This is a genomic window from Sneathiella chungangensis (assembly GCF_009882935.1).
Classification (GTDB): domain Bacteria; phylum Pseudomonadota; class Alphaproteobacteria; order Sneathiellales; family Sneathiellaceae; genus Sneathiella; species Sneathiella chungangensis.
This window is the reverse complement of record NZ_WTVA01000004.1, coordinates 77,785-102,287: the sequence shown is the minus strand read 5'-3', so window position 1 is coordinate 102,287 and position 24,503 is coordinate 77,785. Positions and strand designations below refer to the sequence as shown.

Here is a 24,503-nt window from a genome sequence, read left to right as displayed (position 1 = left end):
AACTTATATCCGCATTTCGTCTTACTCTCCGGAAAATAAGGCATATTAATGCCTTTTGCTCTTTTACTGGTACGGGGGCATGTCTATATAACAACCAATTGTCTTCAAGGAACAGTGGTGACGGGATGAGTGTGACGGGAAATATGTCCCGGGATGTAAACCCAAGATGATGTACCTACAAGTAGCTGCTGGTCTGGTTATCCTTCTGGTTTGCGGTGAACTTCTCGTCCGGGGCTCAGTGGCCCTGGCGGAGCAGATGGGCGTCTCCAAGCTGGTCATTGGCTTTACGGTCATTGCCTTTGGCACGTCCGCGCCGGAGCTGGTGGTTTGTATTCAGGCCGCGATAGACGGCGTGCCGGGGATCGCCTTTGGCAATGTCATCGGCAGCAATATCGCGAATATTCTGCTTGTCATCGGCATCCCGGCGTTAATCTATCCGCTCGTCTGCGACACCCGTTCGGCGCTTCGGGACAGCCTTATCATGGTTGCCGCGTCTATTCTGTTCATGGTCTTGGCCTGGAACGGCACCATCGAACTATGGCAGGGCGTGTTGCTTGTCGCTTTCCTCGCAGCCGTGGTTCTGAGATCCTATTTCCGTGCCAGGAAGGAAGGGGACGAAAGCGCCGACGAGGCTCTCGAGGAATACGAGCAGAATATGCCGAAGAGCCTCTGGATCAGCTTGATTTTCATCTTGATGGGACTCATCGGCCTCGTGCTCGGCTCGCATCTGCTTGTTAAGGGGGCCGAGTTGATTGCGCAGGCCGCCGGTGTTTCCGACGAAATTATCGGCCTCACGCTCGTCGCGCTTGGAACCTCTCTTCCCGAACTCGCAACCTCTATCATCGCGGCCTTCCGCCGTCATGGCGACGTCGCCATCGGGAATGTGCTGGGCTCGAACCTTTTTAATATTACCGGTATTATCGGGGCAACGGCAATCGTCGAGCCTATGGCGGCGCCGGAGCAAATTCTCCATTTCGACCTCTGGATCATGTTGTTTGTTTCGCTCCTGATGATTCCGATCTTTATCGCACGGAAGCCCATCGGGCGGGTTCTCGGCGGCGCCTTCTGCATCGCCTATGTCGCCTATGTAACTGCTCAGTTTTATGGTATGTCTGGCGTCTATGCCGCACCAATACACTGACGAAAACCGGAAAATCGCGTAAATGCAGAGAAACGTTCTTATAACGGGATCCGCCCGCCGCATCGGTCGTGCAATCGCCCTTGGTTTCGCTGAAAAAGGATGGGGCATTGCCCTTCATTACCGCCAATCTCGTCACGAGGCGGACGCCCTCAAGGATGAATTGTCGGCGCATGGCGTCGAAATCGCGCTGATCAAAGCGGAGCTTGCCGATCCGGCCGCCGTATCCCATATAGTTTCCACTGTCGGTGACACCCTTGGCCCGCTTCATTGTCTCGTCAACAACGCGGCGATGTTCGAGAAGGATACGATTACGGATACGACGTCGGATAGCTTTTATAGCCACATGAATACGAACCTGTTGGCGCCATTGCTGCTGACACAGGCCTTTGCGAAACAACTGCCGGATGACGAGCAGGGCAATGTGATCAATATTGCCGATCAGCGGGTTTTTAATCTGCGGCCCGAATTTCTTTCCTACACCTTGAGCAAGACCGGGCTCTGGACGCTGACGCAAACAACGGCAATGGCTCTTGCCCCCAAAGTCCGGGTGAATGCCATCGGGCCGGGACCGACGCTGGCCAATACAAGACAGACCCCGGCGCAATTCAAACAGCAGCAGCAGTCAGTGCCGCTAGGATATGGTCCGACGCCCGAGGAAATCGCCCGCGCCGTGCAGTTCATAGTGGAAGCGAAATCGATGACGGGTGAATTTATTTCCCTTGATGGGGGCCAGCATCTGCCGATATATCGGGCTGACGCGAAGGAAGGTGTGCATGAATAAACCGACCGCCAATGTACTTTATCCGGAACAAATGACCCGGCCGACGTCAACCCACAAGGTTTTCATCAATGATCTCCTAGTTGACATGCTGATCGGCGTTTATGCGCATGAAAAATCAACACCGCAGGCGGTCCGGTTCAATATCGAGATGACAGTCGTCGACACGCTGGCACCGCTCGCCGATAATTACAAAAATGTCGTTTGCTATGAGACCATCGCCAATCGCATTATTGAGATGGCGCAGGGCGAGCATGTAAATCTTGTTGAGACGCTGGCGGAGAAAGCTGCCGCGATCTGCCTTAACAATGAACGGGTTAGCCTTGTGCAGGTAAAAGTCGAGAAGCTTAACGCGATAAAAAACACGACAAGCGTCGGTGTCGAAATTCTTCGCGGAAAGAGCTAAAATCGGCGCGGGGAGGCCAAATTCATAAAATTTGACGAAATCTCGGCGATAGTTGTGCACATTGCGTTGCAAACGCCCTGATATTCGTGCAACAGCAGAAAAAATTCCTGATTTTCCCTGAAACACTGGCTTGACTTTTAAAAATGATATATAATTCAAATGCTTATGAAATTGCTTAAAAAATAGGCATCTTCGTCAAACGCTAGGTTTCCTTGGCCATACAGCGTTATGTCGGCAGCTTATTCACAAAGTTTTCCACAGATTCAGTGGATAGTGTAAAAAAACTGTCACAGACATGTTAAGTGGTCAAAAATTTCATTTCCAATGTCTCTTACGTATAAGGGAGTTAGGCTATTTTACTGATGATCGTTTTAACTCCATCAAATAACCTAGGCTGGAATTTTTCGCGGACAGATAAATAAAGCTGATGGACCAGAGAGCCGAATCGACCGACAAAGAAAACGAAACACCCTTCCGCCGCGGCGCGACGGTGATCGAACGGTTTCTAAAAAACCTCCCTAACTCCCCTGGCGTTTACCGGATGATCGATGCCACCGGTCAGATTCTCTATGTGGGCAAGGCGAAGAATCTGAAAAAGCGGGTGGGCGCCTATGTCAAAATGACGGGCCAGTCGACGCGCATCATGCGCATGGTGTCCCTGACCCAGTCGATGGAATTCGTGTCGACTCATACCGAGGTTGAGGCGCTCCTTCTCGAAGCCAACCTGATCAAGAATCTGAAACCGCGCTACAACATCATTCTGCGCGACGACAAATCTTTTCCCTATATTCTGATTACCGGGGACCATGAATGGCCGCAAATTACCAAGCATCGCGGCGCAAGATCACGCAAAGGAGAATATTACGGCCCCTTCGCCTCCGCCGGAGCGGTGAATGAAACGCTCGCGACGTTCCAGCGGCTGTTCCCCCTCCGCTCCTGCTCCGACTCCGAGTTTCAGAACCGGACCCGCCCCTGTCTTCAGTATCAGATTAAGCGCTGCTCCGGTCCCTGCGTGGGCTTGATTAGCCGGGAAGACTATCTCGACGTCGTCGATGAGGCCCGCAGTTTTCTCTCCGGCAAAAGCCATATGCTGCAGGAAAAGCTTGCCGGCCGGATGCAGGCGGCAAGCGATGCGCTTGATTTCGAGCAGGCGGCCGTTCTGCGCGACCGGCTGAAAGCGATGGCGCATATTCAGTCGAAACAGACGATCAACCTACCGACGGAAGAAGAGGTCGACGTCATCGCCGCGCATCAGGAAGGCGGCCAAACCTGCGTGCAGGTTTTCTTCCTCCGTTCCGGTCAGAATTTCGGCAACCGTGCCCATTACCCGAGCCATAATCGGGAGGATGGCCCTGCGGAGGTCCTGAGCGCCTTTATCGGGCAGTTCTATGACGGGCGCAGCGCGCCAAGACGCATCTGGACCAGCCATGAGCTAGAGGATGCCGATCTGATCGGGGAGGCGCTTTCCATCGCCTCCGATCGGGTGGTGAAGATCGAAACGCCGAGGCGCGGCGCAAAACGGGAGATGGTCGAGCATGCGCTGCTGAATGCAAAAGGCGCGCTTGCGCGACGCATGGCTGAAAACGCGACGCAGCGCAGGCATCTTGAAGGAGTGGCGGAAGCTTTCGGCCTTGGCGAGCCGCCGATGCGGATCGAAGTCTATGACAACAGTCATATTTCGGGCACCCATTCGGTAGGCGCGATGGTCGTCGCCGGCCCCGAGGGGTTTGAGAAAAAGGCGTACCGCAAGTTCAATATCAAGAACACCGCGCTTGCGCCGGGCGATGATTACGGAATGATGCGGGAGGTTTTGACGCGCCGCTTCGCCCGCCTCCAGAAGGAAGATCCGGACAGGGCCGGACCGGCCGTCTCGGGTTCGCGGGAGCAATGGCCGGATCTCATCCTGATTGACGGCGGACAGGGCCAGCTCAATGTCGCCGAGGAAGTCTTCGAGGAACTGGGCATAACGGATGTTGCGCTTGTCGGCATCGCCAAGGGACCGGACCGCAATGCCGACAGGGAGCGTTTCTTCATGACCGGAAAGGCGCCCTTCTCCCTGCCCGAAAAAGACCCGACCCTCTATTTCCTGCAGCGGCTCCGTGACGAGGTGCATCATTTTGCCATTTCCACGCATCGCGCGAAGCGTTCCCGCGCCATCGGCCGGTCGCCTCTCGACGAAATTCCGGGTATTGGCGCGAAACGCAAGAAGGCGCTTCTCAACCGTTTCGGGTCGGCCAAGGGCGTCGAACAGGCGGCGCTCGGCGACTTGCAGGCCGTCGAGGGAATTTCGCGGGCAACCGCTGAAACTATTTATAATTTTTTCCATGAAGAAAGCTGATTTCTGCTCTTTAATTCGTGTGGGTCCGTGCCTATACTGGATTTTTCACCAGACCGCCGACGTCGAAAAAACTCATGCTCTTTAGGTTGCCGAACTTACTGACACTTTCACGGATTGTTGTCATTCCGCTGTTACTGGCGTCGCTGTTTTTGCCCGGCGATCTGGGAAGCTGGGTGCCGCTTGGACTTTTCATCGCTGCAGGCATAACTGATTTTCTCGACGGATATTTTGCGCGCCGCTATCGCCAGACGTCCAATCTCGGGCGTTTCATGGATCCGGTCGCAGACAAGCTTCTTGTTGCATCGGTTCTCCTTGTGCTGGTCGGCATCGGACGGATAGGAGAATGGGACCTTATTCCCGCGACAATTATTCTCTGCCGGGAAATCATGGTTTCGGGCCTTCGGGAATATCTTGCGGAATTGCGCGTCGGCATGCCCGTCAGCAAACTCGCCAAATGGAAAACGGCCGCGCAGATTTTTGCGCTCTGCTTTCTTCTTGGCGGACCGGCGGTCGCCGGACAGTTCGACGCCATTATCATCGGCCAGGTCCTGCTCTGGCTTGCCGGATCGCTGACGGTCTGGACGGGCTACGACTATTTGCGCCTCGGTCTCAAGCATATGATGGATGAAGGTCCGTGACCTCTGGAAATCGCGCGGTTCGATCATGAATATAATTGGTATTTCAGGATGGAGCGGAAACGGAAAAACCACCCTTCTCGTGCGTCTGATCCCGGCCCTGATTGCGCGCGGCTACCGAGTATCGACCATCAAGCACGCCCACCACAAATTCGATATCGACACGCCCGGTAAAGATTCGTTCCGTCATCGTGAGGCAGGAGCCATGGAGGTTCTCATCTCCTCTTCAAGCCGATGGGCGCTGATGCATGAAAATCGCGATGGCCCGGAGACGAGCCTTGAGGAGCTGATCGCCAAGATGGCGCCGGTCGATATCCTGCTGGTCGAGGGGTTCAAGTCTGAGGATTTTCCGAAAATTGAAGTCTGGCGCCCGGAAAGCGGAACGGAACCACGCGTCGCGTCGGACAGCAGTATTATCGCCCTGGCGACACCGGATCTGTCGTTCAAGGCCCATGTGCCCATTCTCGATCTGAATGATGAAAACAGCATCGCGGAGTTTATCATTCAATATTTCAAGCTGGAGGCCACTGTCCATGGAACGGCTGGCTAACGACTGCTTCGCGAATTCCTCGGAGATGATCAGCGCGCGGGAAGCGATTGAGAAAATCACCGAGGCAGGCGCGGCCATCGTTGACGCGGAAACCCGCCGTCTGCCCGACGCTCTGGGCCACATCCTCGCCGAAGATGTCATTGCCCCGCGAAATGTGCCGCCTGCAGATAATTCGGCTGTAGACGGCTTCGCCTTTCGCCATGCCGATTACGAAAAAAACCCCGATGCGCGGCGCGCGATTCTCGGCCATAGCAAGGCCGGACATCCTTGGAAAGGCAGTCTTGAAGGGGACGGCGTCGTAAAAATCCTGACGGGCGCGATGATGCCTGAAGGTTTCGATACTGTCGCCATGATTGAGGATATATCCTCCGACGGGAGCCATATCATTCTCCCCGCCGGCATGAAGGCTGGCGCAAACCGCCGCAAAGCCGGCGAAGATATACGCGAAGGGCAGGTTTTACTAAAAAAGGGAACCCGCCTTCGCCCGCAGGAACTCGGCTACCTCGCCTCTATCGGCGCGGCATCCGTCAAAGTCTACAAACCCCTTCGGGTGGCGCTATTTTCAACCGGCGATGAACTTCTCAACCCCGATGAGCCTTACGCCTCCGGTCATATCTACGACAGCAATCGCTTCATTCTGGGCGCCCTGCTGAAATCCTTTGGCTGCGCCGTTACCGACCTCGGCATTCTCAAGGACCGCCTGCCGGTTGTTCGCGCGGCGTTAAACGACGCGGCCGGAAATCACGATCTGGTTATAACCTCCGGCGGCGTCTCGATGGGGGATGAAGACCATGTCAGGACAGCTCTCACCGACGTCGGGCAGCTTCATTTCTGGCAGATCGCCATCAAGCCGGGCCGTCCGCTTGCGCTTGGGCAGATTGGCAACACGGCGTTCGTCGGCCTTCCGGGAAATCCGATTGCCGCGCTGGTCTGCTCCCTCATTTTTGTCCGGCCGTTGATTGGCATTTTAAGTGGCGCAAACGCCAGGAAGCCGCTGACCTTTCAGGCAAAAGCCGACTTCGCCATGAAAAAGAAAGCCGGGCGTACGGAATGGCTGCGAGGCCACTACACCGGCGGCGAGGGAATCGGCACCGTGCAAAAATTTGCTACGGACGGCTCCGGAATTCTTACGTCCGCCGTCTGGGCAAACGGATTGATCGAAATCGGCGACGATGTCACCTATATTGACAAAGGGGATCTGGTCAAATTTCTCCCCTTTTCGGAGTTGATGCGATGAAAGTTCTTTATTTCGCCTGGCTCAAGGCGAAGCTGCAGATGAACGAAGAGACTGTGCCCTGGTCAAAGGAGCTCGGGGATACGGACAGCCTTGTTCGCTGGATGAAAAGCCGCGGACCCGCTTTTGCGGAAGTTTTCAGCGATCTGGAAGTTGTGCGCATTGCCGTCAATCAGGAATATATCACCGGCAACGTCACCTTGTCCGAGAATGACGAAGTGGCATTCTTCCCGCCCGTGACAGGGGGATAGCAATGATCCGTGTCCAGCGCGACATTTTCGACGTCGGAAAGGAAATCGATGGCCTCACTCGCGGCCGCACAGATATCGGCGCGATCGTCAGCTTTATCGGCCTGGTACGCGATTTTAACGATGGCGCGGAAGTGACGGGGCTCAGCCTCGAGCATTACCCCGGAATGACGGAGAAGGAGCTCGAGAAAATCGAGAAGGAAGCGCGCGAACGCTGGGAGCTTCAGGAAAGCCTGATCATTCACCGCCACGGCGATATGTCGTTGGGCGAGCCTATTGTGCTGGTGATCACTGCCTCCCCGCACCGCAAGGATGCGTTTGAAGCAGCGCATTTCCTTATGGACTGGCTCAAAACCAAAGCGCCCTTCTGGAAGCGGGAAATGAATGCTGACGGTCAGGAGAATTGGGTAAAAGAGCGCGAAGGCGACCTCATGGCTGCGAACCGCTGGTCCTCAAAAACGAACGAGAGATCCTAAATTCAGAGCTGTTTCTGCTCGTCGATCAGCCATTGGCCGGCAAGACGGTTCGCTTCGGCGATCTGCACATCCGACATTCTCGACATCAGCACCTTGTTCATTTTCGGCGCCGCCTTGTCTCCTTTTGCCCCGGAGATGAGAGACCATTTCAGCGCCTCGATCCGGGTCAGGGATTTTTCGATTTCGGCCTGTGCGGCGGCGGTATCAAGGTCCGCGATCTTCGCCTGTTCGAAAATTTGCTCAACGGCATCCCGATCCAGACCATCAAGCGATTTGAGCGACGCGAGCGCCTCTGATTTTTCCTCCGACAGGGCAGAAGCCGGCGGGTTCTGAACCCTCGTCGATTTCACCGGCTCCGGTTCCTTGGCAAGCGCCACTTTTTGCACCGCCTCTTCCTGTTTCGGCGTCGGCGCAACCTCCATTTTGGCGGCGGACATTGGGCTGGCGGCCGCTTCAACCTTTTCCGTTGGGGCAACCTTATCTATTTTCGTCGCTGAAACCGCGGCGGGATTCGGCGTTTTTTCCGGGGTCGATGCCAGTTTTTGTGGAGACGGTCCCGGTGCAGGTGTCGTCACCGCGGTCTTTTCTATGGACGTTTCCGGTTTTAGCTCTTCAACCGCCGTCATTTTTTGCGGAGGGGTTGCGGCGGCAGCGGTTGCCTGCTCCGCCGCGGAAGTCTCAGGCGTTCCCGTTTTGAGTGCAGTATCCGCGGACGCGTCCGTGCCGGTTTGCTTCGCCATCAGGGCAGCGAGGCGGGCGCGGGCCGTCGCCATATCATTCTGGCTTTGCTGCGCATCTTTCGGGGCGATCGCGCGGCGTTGCTCTTCGATCTGCTTTTCACGAAGTTCCGCCTGGCGTTTTGCCTCTTCGGCCTGCTCCTGCGCGGCTCGGATGGCCGCCTGCCGACTTTCCTCTAGTGCTTTCGCCTTGGCTTCGGCCTCCGCCTTGCGCTGTTCGATAAGTTCACGCTGCGCCGCGGCGCGTTGTTCTGCAAGAGATTCCACCGTTTCTGTCTGCTGCGGCTGCTGGACGACCGTTGCCGCCTTCGTTTCCTGGAACGTGGCTTCGTCCTGACCGGTGAGATCACGGAACCAGAACCCAAGCGCGGCAAGAGACCGGGACTGGGCCTCCTGCAATTGCTCCGGCGTCATCTCGGCCCTCAGACGTTCCACGGCGTCGTTCGCGGTCTCGAAATCCTGGGCAGCCGCCAGTTTGAACCAGGCATAGGCCTCGACCAAATCAGCCGCCACACCGTCTGCACCTTTTTCGAAAATCTGGCCAAGCGCATGTTGCGCCTTGGCGTCGCCGCGCTGAGCCACCGGCCGCCATTCCTCAACGGCCGCAACCGGATCATCACGATCGAGCGCCTCGCGTCCCGTTTCATAACTTGCGTTGGCGACATGCGTGCTGAGAAGCATCAATCCTAGAGCCAGTGAAAATCGGTGCGTGATCATAATTGCCTTTAATCCCAAAAGGTCTGCGCCTTAATTAACTTGTCTCAATATATACATTATTTTAGTCGAAATTACGCAAAAATCAAAAAACCCGTCCTAACATGGTTAAGACGGGTTTTAAGTATAACCTACTTATTCGATTTACGCGGCGATTTTACGGCGAACACAATTATCATAGTCCTTGATCAATTGCGCGCAGATCGTTCCCGGCGTGAATTGATAGGTATCGATGCTACTGACCGGAGTGACCTCCGCCGCCGTGCCCGTCAGGAAGCATTCCGTGAAATCCGCCAGCTCCTCCGGCATGATCGCCCGCTCCACGACTTCAATGCCGCGCGCCTTGGCAAGATCGATGACCGTCCGCCGGGTGATGCCATCAAGAAAGCAATCCGGCGTCGGCGTATGAAGCACGCCGTCGCGAACAAAAAAGATATTGGCGCCCGTGGCTTCCGCAACGCGGCCACGATAGTCGAGCATCAGCGCATCATCGAACCCTTCGGATTCCGCCTGATGCTTGCTCAAGGTGCAGATCATATAAAGCCCGGCCGCTTTCGATTTTGTCGGAATGGTTTCCGGCGACGGTCGCTTCCAGGACGACAGCTTCAACCGGATTCCCTTCATGCGGGCTTCCGGCGAGAAATAGCTTGGCCAGACCCATGCGGCAATCGCAAGATTGATACGGTTATTCTGCGCGGAGACGCCCATCATTTCCGATCCACGCCAGGCGACGGGGCGGACATATCCGTCGACAATCTTGTTGGCGGCGACGGTTTGACGGCTGGCCTCATTGATCTCCTCGGCCGTCTGTTCAAGCTTGAAGCCCAAAATGCGCGCAGATTCAATCAGCCGATCCGTATGCTCCTGCAGCTTGAAAATTTCACCGTCATAGACCCGTTCCCCTTCAAACACACTGCTGGCATAATGCAGTCCGTGCGTAAGCACATGGATGTTTGCATCCCGCCATGGTACGAGTTTACCATTCAACCAGATGAAGCCGTCACGATCGGCAAAAGAAGAGGTATCCATTTCAAAGCACCTTAAGTTATTATAGTATCGTATATTCCCATTGAAAGTTCGATTATGTCGAATCGAATGATAATTTTGTAACATTATAAGAAATATATGTCAACATGACTGACGTAAAATCAGCAAATAATCCGCTTTTTCTGCGCGAAGAAGAACTTCGGCAGGCCATAGAACTCCTGTTTTTCGCCTATCGGGACTTCACTGCCGGCCCGGACCAGATCCTGAAAGACTATAATTTCGGGCGGGCGCACCATCGGGTGATTCACTTTGTCGGCCGGAACGAGGGAATGACGGTATCCGAACTTCTCGACATCCTGAGGATCACCAAGCAAAGCCTGAACCGGGTTCTCGGCAATCTGATCAAGCGCGGGTTCATCGAACAGCGCCAGGGCGAGGAAGACCGGAGGCAACGCTGCTTGTACTTGACTGAGGAAGGTCGCCAGCTTGAGCAGAAAGTCAGCCGTGTGCAGCGCGATCTGGTTGCCCGCGCCTTTCGCGAGGCCGGTGGCGATGCGGTTGCGGGATATCGCAAGGTTCTCATGGGACTGATTGATGAAGACAATCGGGATACCGTCCTTGGACGCGTGTTGAAACCATGATGCGCGGTGTCAAAGGATAGTCGGTAATGATGGATAACGCCCCGCATATTCTGGTTGTCGATGACGACACGCGGCTGCTGTCACTGTTGAAGAAATATCTTATGGATAACGGCTACCGTATTTCCACCGCGACCAGCATCGATACTGCGGAGACGAAAATGACCGGGTTCTTCTTCGATCTGATCGTATTGGATAGAATGATGCCGGGCGGCGACGGCATCGATCTGGCGCGAAAAATGCGTGATGGAAGCCGGGCGAACAGGGGAATTCCGATCCTGATGCTGACCGCAATGGGCGATGCGGAGGATCGCATCATCGGACTTGAAGCCGGGGTCGATGATTATCTCAGCAAGCCCTTTGAACCCAGGGAATTGCTGCTCCGTATCGATGCGATTTTGCGCCGATCGAAAACGGAAAAACAGGAAGAACTGCGGTTTGGCGCCTTTACTTTCAATATTGAACGGGGCGAACTATTGAAAGATGGGGAAGTTATCAATCTTACGTCAGGTGAATCCGTCCTTCTCAAGTCCCTGGCGGCAACACCGGGCGTACCGATCAGCCGCGAGGAACTGTCTCTTTCAAGCGGCAGTCAAGGCCGGGCCGTCGACGTCCAGATTACACGCCTCAGACGCAAAATAGAGATTGATCCGAAAACGCCACGGCATCTGCAAACTGTGCGCGGCGAAGGGTATGTTTTATGGGCGGACTAGTCGCGGTACGGGATTTTTATAACAAGGTTGTGGGCAGCTTCATCAAGAATATGATGCCGAGAACATTGTTTGGCCGGTCCATCCTGATTGTCGTCCTGCCAATCCTTCTTTTGCAAATTCTGGTCACCTATATCTTTTACGAGCGGCATTGGGACGATGTCGCCCGCCGTCTCGCGCAAGGCGTCGCCGGCGATATCGCCGCCATTATTTCATTGCGCGATCGCTTCCCGGGAGACGCCGCGGAGGCGGATATTCTCAGCATCGGTCGCGGGCAAATGCGTCTTGCCGTCAGTATCGACATGGGAGGCAAATTGCCGGAAGGAAGCGAAAAGCAGCAAAGCTATGGTTTCCTGGAAAGTCATCTTGTGAACGCGCTCAAAGAGAGTTTGCCGGCGCGCCCCTTTCACATTTCCACCAACAAGAAACTCGAGTCCGTCATTATTTTGATCCAGCTGCCGGACGGAGTGCTGCAGGTGATCGTCCGTGACAAACGGCTGTTTTCGACGACGACCTATATTTTTGTCATGTGGATGGTGGCGATTTCCCTCGTCCTCCTTGGCGTCGCGTTATTGTTCCTGCGCAACCAGATGCGTCCGATCCGCCAGCTTGCAACCGCTGCTGAACAATTCGGCAAAGGTCAGTTTGTTGATGACTTTAAGCCAAGCGGCGCCCAGGAAATTCGCTCCGCGTCCCGTGCATTTCATGTCATGAAGCATCGCATCCTGCGACAAATCACCCAGCGGACGGAAATGCTGGCCGGCGTGAGCCATGACCTTCGCACCCCCCTTACCCGCATGAAGCTCCAGCTTGCCATGATGCCGGAAAATGATGAAAGCAAGGCCAGCCTCGAGGGCGACGTCGCAGACATGGAGAAAATGGTCGAAGGCTATCTCGCCTTTGCCCGCGGTCAGGAGGCGGAAGCGGTCGAGGATACGGACATTCCGGAACTCTTTCAAGACGTCGTCATGAATGCCCGCCGCCAGGGTGTTGCGGTCTCGCTGGAAGCGCCGGAAAGTTTTCGCGCCGAAGTCCGGCCCAACGGTTTCAAACGCTGCATAACCAACCTGATTAACAACGCGACGCGCTACGCGAATGAAATCTGGATAACCGTCAAGCAAAGCAACTCGGAAATCATTATCCTGATCGATGATGATGGTCCGGGCATACCTGCGGACAGACGGAAGGACGTCTTTCGTCCCTTCTACCGTCTCGATCCGTCACGAAATCTGGAAACCGGCGGCAGCGGACTTGGCATGACCATCGCCCGCGACGTCATTCACGGGCATGGCGGGCAAATATCTCTTGGCGAGTCACCGGCTGGCGGCCTGCGCATAGAGATCCGCCTTCCCCTCTAGGCTCGTCATTCGTTCCTACTTGAACGGCGCAAAGGCCTGCTGGATTTCACTCTGGGTTTTCTGGTCCGTCACAGGTACCGCCGCGAAGGTGGTATTGGCGAGAGCAAGAACCGGTGGGATCGTTGCCATGGCAAGCTGCGGCGTTTTTGCCGCCTGCGCCATCATAAAAACCTCATTCACCTCGCTGTTTAGGCTTTGCGTCTGCGTCGCGACATCCTGATCTCTTGATTTGAAAACGGAAAAGGCCTGGCCGGCTTTCTGACAGGCGTCGTTGATCTGCTGGGTCTGCTTTTGGAAAAGCGCCGTCAGGTCGGGCGGTGTCGGCATGTCGTCTGTATCTACATCCCCGTCCGCCACCGACGTCGCATTATCATCCGTCATTACCAATCCTCCTCGCCATCAGGCTCAATGGAGCCGCCCGCCGATCGGCACGTCATGATCGGGCGCGGCGAGCGAAATATTTCCGTCCGCATCGCTGAAACCCAGCACCAGAACCTCGGACATAAAGGGGCCAATCTGGCGGGGCGGAAAATTCACGACGGCCATTACCTGTCGGCCGACCAATTCCCCCGGTTCATATAACTTTGTTATTTGCGCCGAGCTTTTTCGTATACCGATGCCGTCGCCGAAATCGATCTTGAGTTTATAGGCCGGTTTCCGCGCCTCCGGAAATTCCGATACCTCAAGCACCCTGCCAACGCGGATATCCACTTTCAGAAAATCTTCAATCGTAATCTCTTTGGTCATGTCAGTCGCATCTCCTTTGATTGGGCAGATGCTAGGACAAACTTGACTAAAAATCATCAGGGTTATCCACCCGACGAAAATTTCTGGGCGACCTGCTCAATCGCGGCAAGCGATTGCTGCATGGATTTGTTGATCGCGTCGAAGGATTTACTCGTCGACGCCGTCAGCGTATCCGCCGCCTTGCTGAGGTTATCCACCGTCAGGTTCAGATTATCGATTTCCGGCTGAATATCCGGCGCCGCGCCCGTCCCCGCTTTCGCGGTCCCAACGGAGCTGTTGAGGGATTTCTGCAAATTGCCGATGGTTTGCTGCAGTGTCGCCCGCTGCTGGGAGACAATATCCTGAAGACCCTGCGACGCCGACTGAACGGCCGCGGTCATTTTCTGCATATTGTCGTTCTGCATGGTGGTTATCGCACTGAGATCCGGAATAATCAGACATCCTGCCACCGTTGGCGCACCGGCGCCACCCCCAGCCGATGCGGAACTGCCGCTGTCAGCGGACGCGGCCGGCGTTTCCGGTTTATCGCTCATCACTCCTCCATCATCTCGATATAAAGGAGTATATAATATGTATTATTCTATTTTAAAGAGTATTCTCGAATGCCGGGCCGATTAGCCGAGTTCACGTGACCGTCTGGTCGCCGCCGCCACAGTCCTCTCCATCAGCGGGCCAAGCCCGGATGCATCGTCCATCAATACCGCAAGACCGGCTGCGGTCGTGCCATTCGGGCTAGTCACATTCTTACGGAGCTGCGCTGCGTCCTCGTCGGATGCCCGCGCGAGCGCGCCCGCCCCCGCGACGGTCTGCTGCGCAAGCTGAACCGCCAGTCCTTCGGGCAATCCCGCCTTTACGCCCGCCGCTGTCATCGTCTCAATCATGTAAAAGACATAGGCGGGCCCGGACCCCGAAAGGCCCGTCACCGCATCCATCAGTTCTTCGTCTTCAATCCAGGCAACTTCCCCGATGGCCCGCATCAACCGATCGCAATCTGACTTTTGAGCGGAGGAAACATGGCCGTTGGGGCAGCAAACGATCATTCCCTGATGAACCGCGGCCGGCGTATTCGGCATGGCGCGGACAATCGCGGCACTTTCTCCAAAAGCAGCCTCGAATGTGGCGAGGCGAGTGCCTGCCGCGATAGACACAACCAGGCTGCCTTTTTCAGCAAACGCCCGGAAAATCGGAAGCACGTCGGTGATGATCTGCGGCTTGACGGCGAGGACAATGACATCCGGCATGAAATCGGTCGGCATGTCCGCGGCGGCTTCTACACCCCGGCATTTCAAGTCGAGCGCGACAGCGAGGTTCTCAGCATTCGGGTCGATAACGACGATTTCGGCTGGAATTATCCCATCGTCGATCCAGCCGCCGAGCATCGCCTGCCCCATCTTGCCGCACCCGACAAGAAGCAAAGAAAGACCCATATTCTAAGCTTCTCCCATCGTCTCGAACATCGCAGCCTCGATGGCATCCTCCGGGGATTTTCCGCCCCATAGGCAGAATTGGATGGCCGGATAGAATTTCTCAAGCTCGCTCATGCCTATCTCAACGAGTGTCTGGATTTGCTCGCTTGTCACAATTGAGGCACCGCTCAAAAGCAGCGCGTGCCGAAACAGCACCATACCCTCTTCGCGCCAGGTATCGAAATGCCCAACCGCCATTCTTTCATTGACCCGCGCCAGCAATTCGTAAATTGCCGTATACTGGCGATCCGGGATCTTGACGTCATATGCACAGGAAAAGTGGATCGCCCGAAGGTCGGCGCGCCAGGAAAACCAGAGATGATACTGACACCAGCTTCCCTCTACCCCGACAGTCAGTTCATTGTTCCCCTGACGATCAAAAGACCAGTCGTTGTCGGCGATGATGCTTTCTATGAGATCGAGGGGGTTGGAGTCTTCGAGTTCTTCGTGAGAGAGGTACAAGGACGTCATGGAGCCATTCCTTTCAGAACCGTCCCCACCGGTTTGCGCCCCGCTACTTACCCACAAAGCCTAGCCGGTAAGGAAATCTACTACAGGCCATATATGGTGCACTCAAATTATCAACACCATAAATCTAGCGTAGTCCGCCTTGCGGTGCGGCGCAACAAAGAAAACATCCCGGCGGCGTATTTTCTTGTGGATAAGTTCGCGCCAAACGCCCCTCCCAACGTACGAAACCGGAGGGAGGTCACTTCTCGGATGCGGTTGCCTTACCCTTCGACGGCGAGTTCTTCCGCGCGCGCGCTGCCTTCGCAGGCCCGTCTATTTTTTTCTCCAGCGCGGCGAGGCGTTCTTTCAGCGCATCATTTTCCTCACGCGCGAGAACCACCATGGCTTTGACCGCATCAAATTCTTCACGGGGAACGAGATCCATTTCCGAGATAAACCGCTCAAGCCGTTGATGAAAAAGATTCTCCCATTCCGCCTTTACGCCCTGTGCCGTCCCGAGCGCGCCGGTGGCAAGACGAGCGAGGTCATCGAAAAGACGCGAGTTAGTCTGCATGGTCCTATACCCCAAAAAAGATTTGCGTCATAATGGCAGTGGCGCCAGAGGAAAGCAACCGCAACGCTTCGACAGGCTTGCGATTATCTTATAGAGCTTTATATAGTAGCCCGCATGATATTTTCGACCCTCTTTTCGGCCGTCGCCTTCCCTGAAATTGACCCTGTCATTTTTCAGATCGGACCGTTTGCCATTCGCTGGTATGCGCTCGCCTATGTCGCCGGTCTTATCATCGGGTGGCAGATGATGATGCGTTTTGCGCGCGCCGAAGGGTCGCGAATTTCAGCGAAACAGGTCGATGATTTTCTGGTCTGGGCCACGCTTGGCGTCATTCTTGGCGGCCGTCTCGGTTATGTGCTCTTCTACAAACCCGATTATTATTTCAGCGCGCCGGCAGAGATATTCATGGTCTGGCAGGGCGGGATGTCTTTCCATGGCGGATTTCTTGGTGTCGTGCTCGCGACCATACTCTATTGCCGCCAACAGAAAATAGCCATTCTTGACTTCGGCGACCTGCTCGCGACTGTGGTCCCTATTGGCCTCTTTTTCGGGCGCATCGCGAATTTCATTAATGGCGAACTATATGGTCGGACAACGGATGTCCCCTGGGGAATGGTGTTCCCAGAAGGCGGAGACATGCCCCGCCATCCAAGCCAGCTTTACGAGGCATTCCTCGAAGGCGCTGTCCTTTTTATCCTTCTGATCATCTTCCGGCGGACCCGTTTTGCAGAAAAGCAGGGCTTTATCATGGGGATGTTCTTCGCCGGATATGCCGTTGCCCGGAGCATTGTCGAGCTGTTCCGCGAACCGGACGCCTATCTCGGATTTTTGATCGGCGGGCTGACCATGGGCCAGCTTCTGTCGCTGCCGATGCTCGTGATCGGCCTTTATTTCATGTTCCGCTCCGCGCCAAAAACCGCATGACACCGCTCGGTGAGTTACTAAGGTCGCAAATCGAAAAGGACGGCCCTATCCCTGTCCATGACTTTATGAAAATGGCACTTGGGCATCCGGAACTGGGTTATTACGCGCAACGGGAACCTTTCGGCGAGACAGGAGATTTCATCACAGCCCCCGAGGTAAGCCAGATGTTCGGCGAACTCATCGGTCTTTGGGCCGTGGATGTCTGGGCCAAACTCGGCGGCCCAACGAAATTCCACTTGGTCGAACTCGGACCCGGCAACGGCACGCTGATGACGGATATATTGCGAAGCGCCCGAATCGCGCCTGAATTCCTTTCGTCGGCGACCATCCATCTTGTCGAAACCAGTGCGCGCCTTCGAAAGAAACAGGCGGATGCCCTCGCCGATCATAATGTCACTTGGCACGAAGAATTGCCGACCCTCTCGGGCGCGCCCGTCATCCTGCTCGCCAATGAATTCTTCGATGCGCTACCCATACGCCAGTTCGTCTTTACCGGCGGTCGCTGGTTCGAGCGTTTGGTCACCTGGCAGAACGGCGGGTTCGAATATACGAAATCCGCCCGCCCGTCCGATCTGAAAGACGCCCCGGAGGCGAAGGAGGGAGACATTTATGAAAGATGCCCCGACGGAGAGGCGTTGATCGGCCGCCTTAGCAACCTCCTCAGGCAAGAAGGAGGCGCGGCGCTCATAATCGATTACGGTGCAGAGGATGCCCTGATCGGCGACAGCTTTCAGGCTGTAAGGGGGCACAGGCCTGTTGATCCCCTCGTCGCGCCGGGCGAAGCCGATTTGACCGCACATGTCAAATTTGCGATCTTCAAGAAAATCGCTCTATCACAGGGCGTAACGGTGCAGGGACCGACCCCACAGGGCCGGTTTCTTGAGCGCCTGGGGATTGAGGCACGTCACTACATGCTGAGAAAAGAAGCAACCGAGGCGCAGAAAAAAAAGTTGGACGCACAGTTTCGGCGATTGATCAGCGCCAAAGAAATGGGCACTCTTTTCAAAGCCATGGCGCTGTCCCATAATATGGCGGCGGCCGGAGAAGGGTTCGGGAACTGACATGTTGAAGAGCCGGGTATTGGAAAGCGATTCCGTTGTGCATGGATTTTTCACGCGCGAGGGTGGCGTATCCGAAGGCGTCTATCGGGGCCTCAACTGCGGACCGGGATCGAAAGACGATCCGGCGCGGGTCGAGGAGAATCGCGCCCGGGCCATGGCTATGATCGGGCAACCGGCGGAGGCGCTCCGGACTGTTTATCAGATACACAGCACCGAAGTACTCGTCCTCGACCGGACGGAGGCGCTTACGCCGCGTCCCAAGGCGGATGCAATGGTCACCAAAATTCCCGGCCTCGCCCTCGGCATCCTGACGGCGGATTGCGTGCCTGTCCTATTTGCTGACGCCGCTAACGGCGTGATTGGCGCCGCGCATTCCGGGTGGAAAGGGGCCGTCGGCAATATCAGTAAGCGGGTTGTCGAGCAAATGGTCGACCTCGGTGCGGACAGATCCGCGATTTCAGCCGCGATCGGTCCGGCCATCGCGCAAAAGTCTTATGAGGTCGGACCGGAGTTTCCCGAACCCTTTCTCGCGACCGATCCATCGGCGGCGCGTTTCTTTATCCCGTCAGAAAATCCGGGACGACATATGTTCGACCTGACAGGATACGTCCGGGCGGAACTGGAAAAACTGGGTATAGGCGCCATTGATCTGATCGACAACGACACCTGCGCGGAAGAGGATCTTTTCTACAGTTACCGACGCATGACAAAACGCGGGGAAGCAGATTACGGGCGCCAACTCTCTGCCATCGCCCTCAAATCATAGGTCAATTGGCATAAGCGCGGCTTTTACAAGAGGAAAAAAATGCCTTATATGGTGATCTTTATTTTGATGTGTCTTTTGGGGGTCCTTGCTACCTGTGCCATGTAAAGCCGTCATAAGAGCCTGCCTGATATTGGCGATCGCCGCGGTGACCGCCTGCCAACCATTGGAGCGGCCGTTCCAACCGGAAGTAAAATCTTCGTGGCGGGCAGCGCCGGGTCCGCGCGCGGCACTTTATGTCGAGCCGGTAAAGAACGGTCCGCCGGAACTTGAACAGGCCATCGCCGCCAAACTGCAAACCTTGGGCATTGCCGCCTTTCCGGGCCAACCGTTGCCCAACCGTTATTTTGTCCGAGGAAACATCGTCGATGAGGCGGGCGCACGTTATCTCAACTGGACGATTTTTGATCCGCAAAACCGCGATACAGGCCTTTATACCCGCGAAAAACTGCCCGTATCTGAAGACGCGGCCAATATTCCGCCGGAGATATATGAAAGACTGGCGGTGAATTCTGCGAGCCATATCGACAAGCTGCTTGGCGGTGACGGCATCAATTTCGCAAATCTCGACAAGCCGGTTATTTTCGTTCCCATCGTCGAAGGTGCGCCGGGTGACGGGTCGGAAAGCCTTGCCGCCGCCATCCAGGACGAACTGGTGCGTCTCGGTCTTGAGGTTCTGCCGACGGAAACCGGCGCCAACTTCATTGTTCGCGGCCGGGCGGAGATCACGCCGCCGAAATTCGAGACGCAAGTGATCGAACTGGTTTGGAGCCTGGAGCGACGAAACGGCGAACAGGTCGGCCAGATCAGACAGCGCAACAGAATCAGGGCGGGGTCACTTAACGGCGCCTGGGGCGATACGGCCCGTCTGGCGGCCCGTGGCGGCGCGGACGGCGTGTATAACCTGCTGAAAAAAAGCGAACCTGATTACTTTAAATCGAAATCCTGACGTTATTTGCACGATACTGCAAAAAAACGGCGTTTAAAGCGTTTACAGGAGGAAAAGGCCTTGGTAAGTTCCGCGCGCCGACGCCGACTCGTTCATTTTCGCGCGAGGGGCAGTGTGTTTTTTTAACTGGAAAAGCCCTCAACTGACTAAAGGACGTTCCTATGAAAGTGCTTGCGGGAAATGGCAACCGACCGTTGGCAGAAGCCATCACAAGCTATCTAAAACTCCCCCTGACCGATGCCGATGTCCGGCGTTTCTCGGATATGGAAGTTTTTGTGGAAATCCATGAAAATGTCCGCGGCGAGGATTTGTTCGTTGTCCAGCCGACATCTTTCCCGGCAAACGACCATCTGATGGAGCTTCTTGTCTGTATCGATGCCCTGAAGCGCGCGTCGGCCGCACGAATCACGGCAGTCCTCCCCTATTTCGGCTACGCCCGGCAGGACCGCAAACCCGGACCCCGGACGCCGATTTCCGCGAAGCTGGTCGCCAACCTGATCACGACGGCCGGCGCTGACCGCGTTCTGACCATGGATCTTCACGCGGGGCAGATCCAGGGGTTCTTTGACATTCCAACCGACAACCTCTACTCCGCGCCGGTAATTGTCCCGGATATCGAGAAACATTACGGCAAGGGCAGTGATATCACGATTGTCTCACCGGACGTGGGCGGTGTTGTCCGCGCCCGGGCCTACGCCAAAAGGCTTGACGCCGACCTTGCAATCGTGGATAAGCGCCGTGAAAAAGCCGGTGTATCGGAAGTGATGAATATCATCGGTGACGTTAAGGGCCAACGCTGCATCCTGGTCGACGACATTGTTGACAGCGCGGGAACGCTCTGCAACGCGGCAAAGGCCTTGATGGAAAAAGGAGCCAAGAGCGTTGCTGGATACGTCACCCATGGCGTTCTCTCGGGTGGTGCCATTGCGCGTATCAATGACTCCGCCCTTGATGAAATGGTCACGACCGACAGCATCATGGCGACGGATGCTTTTCGCGCCTCCAGCAAGATGCGCCAGGTTTCGGTTGCCCCGCTGATCGGCGAGGCGATGTACAGAATTTCAAAGGAAACTTCGGTTTCCAGCCTGTTCGACTAACCGGACAGGCATAGGCGGCGCGGGCACCCCTGGAGGCACGCGCCAATTTGGCACTGGGTTCGTCCCGGTGTTGCTCGTTACTTAGGAGATAAACAATGAGCGAAAATGCAGTGCTAATTGCAGAAACGCGTGACCGGGTCGGAAAGGGGACCTCCCGTGCATTGCGTCGTGACGGACGGACACCCGCCGTCATTTATGGTGATAAAAAAGAACCGATTTCCATTTCCCTGGAAACCAAGGAACTGGTGAAGGCAATCCATCGCGACTCTTTCCTCGCGACCGTCTATACGGTTCAGGTGGGCTCGACGAAGCATAACGTACTTCCCCGGGACATGCAGTTGCATCCGGTGAATGAGATTCCCGTTCACGTGGACTTTCTGCGGGTGTCCGCGAAATCCCAGATCGCCGTTATGGTACCGGTTCACTTCCTCAATGAAGAGGAATGCGTGGGTCTGAAACGCGGCGGCGTTCTTAACATTGTCCGCCATGAAATCGAAATGATGGTGCCGGCAGGCAATATCCCGGAAGCAATCAATATCGATCTCCTCAAATATGATATCGGCGACAGCGTCCATATTTCCGAAGTTGCTCTACCGGAAGGCGCGGCGCCGACAATTACGGATCGTGACTTCACGATTGCGACGATCGCAGCGCCGACCGTAGAACCGGAGCCGGAAGAGGAAGGTGAAGGTGAAGACGCTGCCGAAACGGAAGCAAGCGCCGAGGATGAAGGCGAAGACGCCGGCGATACCGAAGAATAATCGGGATTGAATGATGATTTTGCTGGTGGGTCTCGGTAATCCCGGAAAGGGATATGCGGGGAACCGGCATAATTTCGGACATATGGCGGTGGATGAGATTATCCGCCGCCATTCCTTTATGCCGGAGCGCGTTCGCTTTCAGGGTCTGGCCGCCGAGGGGAATATCGGCGGTGAAAAAATTCTCGCCCTTAAGCCAACCACCTTTATGAATTTGTCCGGTCAGTCGGTCAGTGACGCGGCGCGCTTCTACAAGATTCCGCTTGAGAACATCATCGTGCTCCATGACGAGCTGGATCTGCCGCTGGGCAAGGTTCGCGTGAAAACTGGTGGCGGCCATGGGGGAAACAACGGCGTCCGGTCGATTATAGAGCATCTTGGTGAGAATTTCCGCCGCGTCCGTCTCGGTATTGGGCATCCGGGAGAAAAGCATCTCGTTTCCGGCTACGTTCTCAAGGATTTTGCCAAGGCCGAAGAGTCGGTCGCCGAAAAAATAATCGACAGCGTCGCCCGCAACATCGATCTGCTGGTTGCCGGAGATGCCGCCGGCTTCATGAACAAGCTGGCGTTGGATGTCTCTCCGCCAAAAAACAAAAGTACTGATACGACACGAGGAAACTGAAGATGGGGTTCAAATGCGGGATCGTCGGATTGCCGAACGTGGGAAAATCGACGCTGTTCAACGCCCTGACGCAAACCGCGCAGGCGGCGGCGGAAAACTATCCGTTCTGCACGATTGAACCAAACCTCGGGCAGGTACCGGTTCCGGATGAGCGGTTGGTAACGTTGGCGGCGCTGGCCAAGTCCAAGGAAATCATTCCGACGCAATTGACCTTCGTCGATATCGCGGGGCTGGTTCGCGGCGCGGCGAGCGGCGAAGGCCTTGGCAACAAGTTTCTCGCCCATATCCGCGAGGTCGACGCGATTATCCAGGTTGTCCGCTGTTTTGAAGATGACGACATCACTCATGTCGATGGCAAAATCGATCCGCTGTCCGACATTGAAACCATCGAGACGGAACTGATGCTCGCGGACCTTGAAAGTCTCGAGAAACGCTCGGAGGCTTTGATAAAGAAAATTCGCGGCGGTGATAAGGAGGCGAAAAAGCAGGCGGAACTTATTGATCGCGCCCTCGCGGCCTTACGTGATGGAAAACCCGCGCGCGCCGTCTCCCTTGCGGACGAAGAGGTGAAGGCCTTCCGCAACCTGCAACTCCTGACGCAGAAGCCGGTTCTTTATGTCTGCAACGTGGATGAGGGAAGCGCGGCAACGGGCAATGCCTTTTCCGACAAGGTTGCAAAAAAGGCGGCGGACGAACATGCGGGAACGGTCGTGATTTCCGCAGCAATCGAGGCCGAAGTTGCCCAACTCGACGCAGAAGAGCGAGCCGAATTTCTCGCCGATCTGGGCCTTACGGAAACCGGACTTGGCCGTATTATCCGTGCCGGCTATGACCTCCTCGATCTGATCACCTATTTCACCGTCGGCCCGAAGGAATGCCGGGCCTGGACCGTCACCAAAGGCACCAAGGCGCCGCAGGCCGCAGGCGTAATCCACACGGACTTCGAAAAAGGCTTTATTCGCGCCGAGACTATCGCCTATTCTGCCTATGTGGCGCATGGCGGCGAAACCGGCGCAAAGGAAGCCGGGCTCATGCGTCTTGAGGGGAAGGAATATGTCGTCGAGGACGGGGATGTTCTGCATTTCAGATTTGCCAACTAGACGCGCCGGACACCAACCTTGAACAAGCAACAAATGCGTAAGCGATCGGAACAAGATCAGAAGGTATAGAAAATGCGTTATTGGGAGGATTTCACCGTCGGCATGGTCATGGAATTCGGCGGATACGAAGTTACAGAAGAGGAAATCATCGAATTCGCGACCGATTACGACCCGCAGTCCTTCCATGTGGACAAGGTGGCCGCGAAGGAGCATTTCTTCGGCGGACTGATCGCAAGCGGATGGCATACCGGCGCCATGTGCATGCGTATGATGGTCGATAATTACCTGATCGACGCGGCGTCGATGGGGTCACCGGGGATCGAACAGCTCCGCTGGAAAAAACCTGTGCGGCCGGGTGAAATTCTCCATGTCAAGGCCGAGGTCCTGGACAGCAGCCTGCCCAAAAGCCGACCGGAACTCGGGTTCGTCAAATTCTCTCATACCGTCCTGAATCAGAATGACGAAATCAAAATGACCATGATCTCGAGCGGCATGTTCCTCCGCGATCCGGCCCGCAAGGGCGAGGAGGCCGGCCGATGAGCACAATATATTTCGAGGATATCGAGATCGGGGAAAAAACGGTTTCCAAGGTCAAGGAGGTCACTAAAGCGGAGATCCTCGACTTTGCCCGCAAATATGATCCTCAGCCTTTCCATATCGATGAAGAAGCGGCAAAGAAAAGCATCTATGGCGGACTGATTGCGTCCGGTTGGCATACGGCGGCCATCCTGATGCGCCTTCTCGTTGACAATATGACCAACAAGCGCGCCGGGTTGGGCTCGCCCGGTTTCGATAATCTGCGCTGGATCCGCCCGGTGCGCCCCGGCGACAGGTTGCGCTATGAATCGACCGTCATCGAAAAACGAAATTCTGTATCCCGGCCCGACATGGGTATCATCAAGGCAGACGTCAAGCTCTTCAACCAGAATGACGAGGTCGTTCTCAACTTCACATCGATCGGGATGGTGCAGACGCGCCCCGACTAAGATAGCCGGCGATATTCGCCGCCCGTGGATTTTTAACTTAGGTCTGACGGCGATCC

30 protein-coding genes are annotated in these 24,503 nt (G+C 55.7%); 22 read left to right on the top strand and 8 right to left on the bottom strand.

Going from position 1 to position 24,503, the window contains the following annotated elements:
- Nucleotides 1-166: 166 nt before the first annotated feature.
- The 9 genes from GQF03_RS09785 to GQF03_RS09745 all read left to right on the top strand — a co-directional run bounded on the left by GQF03_RS09785 (nt 167) and on the right by GQF03_RS09745 (nt 7,806).
- Nucleotides 167-1,141 carry a calcium/sodium antiporter gene (locus GQF03_RS09785; RefSeq protein WP_161339082.1) on the top strand — a complete coding sequence of 325 codons (975 nt, stop codon included), beginning with the start codon at nt 167-169 and terminating at the stop codon, nt 1,139-1,141.
- A 22-nt stretch (nt 1,142-1,163) separates the two neighbouring features.
- A complete protein-coding gene (locus GQF03_RS09780) occupies nt 1,164-1,922 on the top strand; it encodes an SDR family oxidoreductase (protein WP_161339081.1) in 759 nt (252 codons plus the stop codon).
- A complete protein-coding gene (locus tag GQF03_RS09775; RefSeq protein ID WP_161339080.1) occupies nt 1,915-2,325 on the top strand; it encodes a dihydroneopterin aldolase in 411 nt (136 codons plus the stop codon). Before GQF03_RS09780 ends, GQF03_RS09775 begins: the two co-directional genes overlap by 8 nt.
- A gap of 427 nt (nt 2,326-2,752) precedes the next feature.
- A complete protein-coding gene (gene uvrC, locus GQF03_RS09770) occupies nt 2,753-4,663 on the top strand; it encodes an excinuclease ABC subunit UvrC (RefSeq protein ID WP_161339079.1) in 1,911 nt (636 codons plus the stop codon).
- Between the two features lie 74 nt (nt 4,664-4,737).
- A complete protein-coding gene (gene pgsA, locus GQF03_RS09765) occupies nt 4,738-5,301 on the top strand; it encodes a CDP-diacylglycerol--glycerol-3-phosphate 3-phosphatidyltransferase (RefSeq protein ID WP_161339078.1) in 564 nt (187 codons plus the stop codon).
- A complete protein-coding gene (gene mobB, locus GQF03_RS09760) occupies nt 5,288-5,848 on the top strand; it encodes a molybdopterin-guanine dinucleotide biosynthesis protein B (protein WP_240958687.1) in 561 nt (186 codons plus the stop codon). The genes pgsA and mobB overlap by 14 nt, the downstream gene beginning before the upstream one ends.
- Nucleotides 5,832-7,085, top strand: a complete 1,254-nt coding sequence (locus tag GQF03_RS09755; protein WP_161339077.1) for a molybdopterin molybdotransferase MoeA — start codon at nt 5,832-5,834, stop codon at nt 7,083-7,085. Before mobB ends, GQF03_RS09755 begins: the two co-directional genes overlap by 17 nt.
- Nucleotides 7,082-7,333 carry a molybdopterin converting factor subunit 1 gene (gene moaD / locus GQF03_RS09750; protein WP_161339076.1) on the top strand — a complete coding sequence of 84 codons (252 nt, stop codon included), beginning with the start codon at nt 7,082-7,084 and terminating at the stop codon, nt 7,331-7,333. The genes GQF03_RS09755 and moaD overlap by 4 nt, the downstream gene beginning before the upstream one ends.
- Before the next feature lie 2 nt (nt 7,334-7,335).
- A complete protein-coding gene (locus GQF03_RS09745) occupies nt 7,336-7,806 on the top strand; it encodes a molybdenum cofactor biosynthesis protein MoaE (protein ID WP_161339075.1) in 471 nt (156 codons plus the stop codon).
- Nucleotides 7,807-7,808: 2 nt separating this feature from the next.
- Here the strand turns inward: GQF03_RS09745 and GQF03_RS09740 are convergent, their stop codons facing one another.
- On the bottom strand, nt 7,809-9,224 hold the full coding sequence (locus tag GQF03_RS09740) for an SEL1-like repeat protein (RefSeq protein WP_161339074.1): 1,416 nt from the start codon (nt 9,222-9,224) through the stop codon (nt 7,809-7,811).
- Nucleotides 9,225-9,401: 177 nt separating this feature from the next.
- Nucleotides 9,402-10,286 (bottom strand): branched-chain amino acid aminotransferase, encoded by an 885-nt coding sequence (locus GQF03_RS09735; RefSeq protein ID WP_161339073.1) that lies wholly within the window; start codon nt 10,284-10,286, stop codon nt 9,402-9,404.
- 104 nt (nt 10,287-10,390) lie between these two features.
- On the opposite strand from GQF03_RS09735, the gene GQF03_RS09730 reads away from it, so the two are divergent.
- Genes GQF03_RS09730 through GQF03_RS09720 form a run of 3 tightly spaced genes read left to right on the top strand, consistent with a single transcriptional unit; the run spans nt 10,391 to nt 12,950 of the window.
- The gene (locus tag GQF03_RS09730) at nt 10,391-10,885 is read left to right on the top strand and encodes a MarR family winged helix-turn-helix transcriptional regulator (RefSeq protein WP_161339072.1); all 495 of its coding nucleotides are present in this window, start codon (nt 10,391-10,393) and stop codon (nt 10,883-10,885) included.
- Nucleotides 10,886-10,911: 26 nt separating this feature from the next.
- Nucleotides 10,912-11,595, top strand: a complete 684-nt coding sequence (locus GQF03_RS09725) for a response regulator (protein WP_206376168.1) — start codon at nt 10,912-10,914, stop codon at nt 11,593-11,595.
- The gene (locus GQF03_RS09720; protein WP_161339071.1) at nt 11,583-12,950 is read left to right on the top strand and encodes an ATP-binding protein; all 1,368 of its coding nucleotides are present in this window, start codon (nt 11,583-11,585) and stop codon (nt 12,948-12,950) included. Before GQF03_RS09725 ends, GQF03_RS09720 begins: the two co-directional genes overlap by 13 nt.
- Before the next feature lie 15 nt (nt 12,951-12,965).
- Here GQF03_RS09720 and GQF03_RS09715 read toward each other — a convergent pair whose 3' ends face one another.
- The 6 genes from GQF03_RS09715 to GQF03_RS09690 all read right to left on the bottom strand — a co-directional run bounded on the left by GQF03_RS09715 (nt 12,966) and on the right by GQF03_RS09690 (nt 16,187).
- Nucleotides 12,966-13,331 carry a hypothetical protein gene (locus GQF03_RS09715; protein WP_161339070.1) on the bottom strand — a complete coding sequence of 122 codons (366 nt, stop codon included), beginning with the start codon at nt 13,329-13,331 and terminating at the stop codon, nt 12,966-12,968.
- 24 nt (nt 13,332-13,355) lie between these two features.
- A complete protein-coding gene (locus GQF03_RS09710) occupies nt 13,356-13,697 on the bottom strand; it encodes a tRNA-binding protein (RefSeq protein WP_161339069.1) in 342 nt (113 codons plus the stop codon).
- 62 nt (nt 13,698-13,759) lie between these two features.
- Nucleotides 13,760-14,230, bottom strand: a complete 471-nt coding sequence (locus GQF03_RS09705) for a hypothetical protein (protein ID WP_161339068.1) — start codon at nt 14,228-14,230, stop codon at nt 13,760-13,762.
- A gap of 81 nt (nt 14,231-14,311) precedes the next feature.
- Nucleotides 14,312-15,124 carry a pyrroline-5-carboxylate reductase gene (gene proC, locus GQF03_RS09700; protein WP_161339067.1) on the bottom strand — a complete coding sequence of 271 codons (813 nt, stop codon included), beginning with the start codon at nt 15,122-15,124 and terminating at the stop codon, nt 14,312-14,314.
- 3 nt (nt 15,125-15,127) lie between these two features.
- Nucleotides 15,128-15,634, bottom strand: coding sequence for a type III secretion system chaperone family protein (locus GQF03_RS09695; protein ID WP_161339066.1), 507 nt, complete (start codon nt 15,632-15,634; stop codon nt 15,128-15,130).
- A gap of 238 nt (nt 15,635-15,872) precedes the next feature.
- Nucleotides 15,873-16,187: an accessory factor UbiK family protein gene (locus tag GQF03_RS09690; protein WP_161339065.1), complete on the bottom strand. Its 315-nt coding sequence runs from the start codon at nt 16,185-16,187 to the stop codon at nt 15,873-15,875.
- Nucleotides 16,188-16,301: 114 nt separating this feature from the next.
- Here GQF03_RS09690 and lgt point away from each other — a divergent pair, with 114 nt between their 5' ends.
- From lgt to GQF03_RS09640, 10 genes are all read left to right on the top strand, one after another.
- Nucleotides 16,302-17,111 carry a prolipoprotein diacylglyceryl transferase gene (gene lgt, locus GQF03_RS09685; protein ID WP_161339064.1) on the top strand — a complete coding sequence of 270 codons (810 nt, stop codon included), beginning with the start codon at nt 16,302-16,304 and terminating at the stop codon, nt 17,109-17,111.
- 71 nt (nt 17,112-17,182) lie between these two features.
- The gene (locus GQF03_RS09680; RefSeq protein ID WP_206376174.1) at nt 17,183-18,172 is read left to right on the top strand and encodes a class I SAM-dependent methyltransferase; all 990 of its coding nucleotides are present in this window, start codon (nt 17,183-17,185) and stop codon (nt 18,170-18,172) included.
- Between the two features lies 1 nt (nt 18,173).
- On the top strand, nt 18,174-18,938 hold the full coding sequence (gene pgeF, locus GQF03_RS09675; protein WP_161339062.1) for a peptidoglycan editing factor PgeF: 765 nt from the start codon (nt 18,174-18,176) through the stop codon (nt 18,936-18,938).
- Between the two features lie 130 nt (nt 18,939-19,068).
- Entirely contained in the window at nt 19,069-19,884 is an 816-nt protein-coding gene (locus tag GQF03_RS09670; protein WP_161339061.1) for a hypothetical protein, read from the top strand.
- A gap of 161 nt (nt 19,885-20,045) precedes the next feature.
- Nucleotides 20,046-20,981: a ribose-phosphate pyrophosphokinase gene (locus GQF03_RS09665; protein ID WP_161339060.1), complete on the top strand. Its 936-nt coding sequence runs from the start codon at nt 20,046-20,048 to the stop codon at nt 20,979-20,981.
- 95 nt (nt 20,982-21,076) lie between these two features.
- Nucleotides 21,077-21,742 (top strand): 50S ribosomal protein L25/general stress protein Ctc, encoded by a 666-nt coding sequence (locus GQF03_RS09660; protein WP_161339059.1) that lies wholly within the window; start codon nt 21,077-21,079, stop codon nt 21,740-21,742.
- Nucleotides 21,743-21,752: 10 nt separating this feature from the next.
- The gene (gene pth / locus GQF03_RS09655; RefSeq protein WP_206376176.1) at nt 21,753-22,361 is read left to right on the top strand and encodes an aminoacyl-tRNA hydrolase; all 609 of its coding nucleotides are present in this window, start codon (nt 21,753-21,755) and stop codon (nt 22,359-22,361) included.
- Between the two features lie 2 nt (nt 22,362-22,363).
- Nucleotides 22,364-23,461: a redox-regulated ATPase YchF gene (gene ychF / locus GQF03_RS09650; protein WP_161339058.1), complete on the top strand. Its 1,098-nt coding sequence runs from the start codon at nt 22,364-22,366 to the stop codon at nt 23,459-23,461.
- Nucleotides 23,462-23,533: 72 nt separating this feature from the next.
- Entirely contained in the window at nt 23,534-24,001 is a 468-nt protein-coding gene (locus tag GQF03_RS09645; RefSeq protein WP_161339057.1) for a MaoC family dehydratase, read from the top strand.
- Nucleotides 23,998-24,447, top strand: coding sequence for a MaoC family dehydratase (locus GQF03_RS09640; RefSeq protein WP_161339056.1), 450 nt, complete (start codon nt 23,998-24,000; stop codon nt 24,445-24,447). The genes GQF03_RS09645 and GQF03_RS09640 overlap by 4 nt, the downstream gene beginning before the upstream one ends.
- The last annotated feature ends 56 nt before the right edge of the window (nt 24,448-24,503 follow it).

What these genes read in the sequence shown, in the direction of transcription:
- GQF03_RS09785 (WP_161339082.1), top strand. Translation starts at nt 167, where the DNA reads ATGATGTACCTACAAGTAGCTGCTGGTCTGGTTATCCTTCTGGTTTGC.
- GQF03_RS09780 (WP_161339081.1), top strand. Translation starts at nt 1,164, where the DNA reads ATGCAGAGAAACGTTCTTATAACGGGATCCGCCCGCCGCATCGGTCGT.
- GQF03_RS09775 (WP_161339080.1), top strand. Translation starts at nt 1,915, where the DNA reads ATGAATAAACCGACCGCCAATGTACTTTATCCGGAACAAATGACCCGG.
- uvrC (WP_161339079.1), top strand. Translation starts at nt 2,753, where the DNA reads ATGGACCAGAGAGCCGAATCGACCGACAAAGAAAACGAAACACCCTTC.
- pgsA (WP_161339078.1), top strand. Translation starts at nt 4,738, where the DNA reads ATGCTCTTTAGGTTGCCGAACTTACTGACACTTTCACGGATTGTTGTC.
- mobB (WP_240958687.1), top strand. Translation starts at nt 5,288, where the DNA reads ATGAAGGTCCGTGACCTCTGGAAATCGCGCGGTTCGATCATGAATATA.
- GQF03_RS09755 (WP_161339077.1), top strand. Translation starts at nt 5,832, where the DNA reads ATGGAACGGCTGGCTAACGACTGCTTCGCGAATTCCTCGGAGATGATC.
- moaD (WP_161339076.1), top strand. Translation starts at nt 7,082, where the DNA reads ATGAAAGTTCTTTATTTCGCCTGGCTCAAGGCGAAGCTGCAGATGAAC.
- GQF03_RS09745 (WP_161339075.1), top strand. Translation starts at nt 7,336, where the DNA reads ATGATCCGTGTCCAGCGCGACATTTTCGACGTCGGAAAGGAAATCGAT.
- GQF03_RS09740 (WP_161339074.1), bottom strand. Translation starts at nt 9,224, where the DNA reads ATGCTTCTCAGCACGCATGTCGCCAACGCAAGTTATGAAACGGGACGC.
- GQF03_RS09735 (WP_161339073.1), bottom strand. Translation starts at nt 10,286, where the DNA reads ATGGATACCTCTTCTTTTGCCGATCGTGACGGCTTCATCTGGTTGAAT.
- GQF03_RS09730 (WP_161339072.1), top strand. Translation starts at nt 10,391, where the DNA reads ATGACTGACGTAAAATCAGCAAATAATCCGCTTTTTCTGCGCGAAGAA.
- GQF03_RS09725 (WP_206376168.1), top strand. Translation starts at nt 10,912, where the DNA reads ATGATGGATAACGCCCCGCATATTCTGGTTGTCGATGACGACACGCGG.
- GQF03_RS09720 (WP_161339071.1), top strand. Translation starts at nt 11,583, where the DNA reads ATGGGCGGACTAGTCGCGGTACGGGATTTTTATAACAAGGTTGTGGGC.
- GQF03_RS09715 (WP_161339070.1), bottom strand. Translation starts at nt 13,331, where the DNA reads ATGACGGATGATAATGCGACGTCGGTGGCGGACGGGGATGTAGATACA.
- GQF03_RS09710 (WP_161339069.1), bottom strand. Translation starts at nt 13,697, where the DNA reads ATGACCAAAGAGATTACGATTGAAGATTTTCTGAAAGTGGATATCCGC.
- GQF03_RS09705 (WP_161339068.1), bottom strand. Translation starts at nt 14,230, where the DNA reads ATGAGCGATAAACCGGAAACGCCGGCCGCGTCCGCTGACAGCGGCAGT.
- proC (WP_161339067.1), bottom strand. Translation starts at nt 15,124, where the DNA reads ATGGGTCTTTCTTTGCTTCTTGTCGGGTGCGGCAAGATGGGGCAGGCG.
- GQF03_RS09695 (WP_161339066.1), bottom strand. Translation starts at nt 15,634, where the DNA reads ATGACGTCCTTGTACCTCTCTCACGAAGAACTCGAAGACTCCAACCCC.
- GQF03_RS09690 (WP_161339065.1), bottom strand. Translation starts at nt 16,187, where the DNA reads ATGCAGACTAACTCGCGTCTTTTCGATGACCTCGCTCGTCTTGCCACC.
- lgt (WP_161339064.1), top strand. Translation starts at nt 16,302, where the DNA reads ATGATATTTTCGACCCTCTTTTCGGCCGTCGCCTTCCCTGAAATTGAC.
- GQF03_RS09680 (WP_206376174.1), top strand. Translation starts at nt 17,183, where the DNA reads ATGGCACTTGGGCATCCGGAACTGGGTTATTACGCGCAACGGGAACCT.
- pgeF (WP_161339062.1), top strand. Translation starts at nt 18,174, where the DNA reads ATGTTGAAGAGCCGGGTATTGGAAAGCGATTCCGTTGTGCATGGATTT.
- GQF03_RS09665 (WP_161339060.1), top strand. Translation starts at nt 20,046, where the DNA reads ATGAAAGTGCTTGCGGGAAATGGCAACCGACCGTTGGCAGAAGCCATC.
- GQF03_RS09660 (WP_161339059.1), top strand. Translation starts at nt 21,077, where the DNA reads ATGAGCGAAAATGCAGTGCTAATTGCAGAAACGCGTGACCGGGTCGGA.
- pth (WP_206376176.1), top strand. Translation starts at nt 21,753, where the DNA reads ATGATGATTTTGCTGGTGGGTCTCGGTAATCCCGGAAAGGGATATGCG.
- ychF (WP_161339058.1), top strand. Translation starts at nt 22,364, where the DNA reads ATGGGGTTCAAATGCGGGATCGTCGGATTGCCGAACGTGGGAAAATCG.
- GQF03_RS09645 (WP_161339057.1), top strand. Translation starts at nt 23,534, where the DNA reads ATGCGTTATTGGGAGGATTTCACCGTCGGCATGGTCATGGAATTCGGC.
- GQF03_RS09640 (WP_161339056.1), top strand. Translation starts at nt 23,998, where the DNA reads ATGAGCACAATATATTTCGAGGATATCGAGATCGGGGAAAAAACGGTT.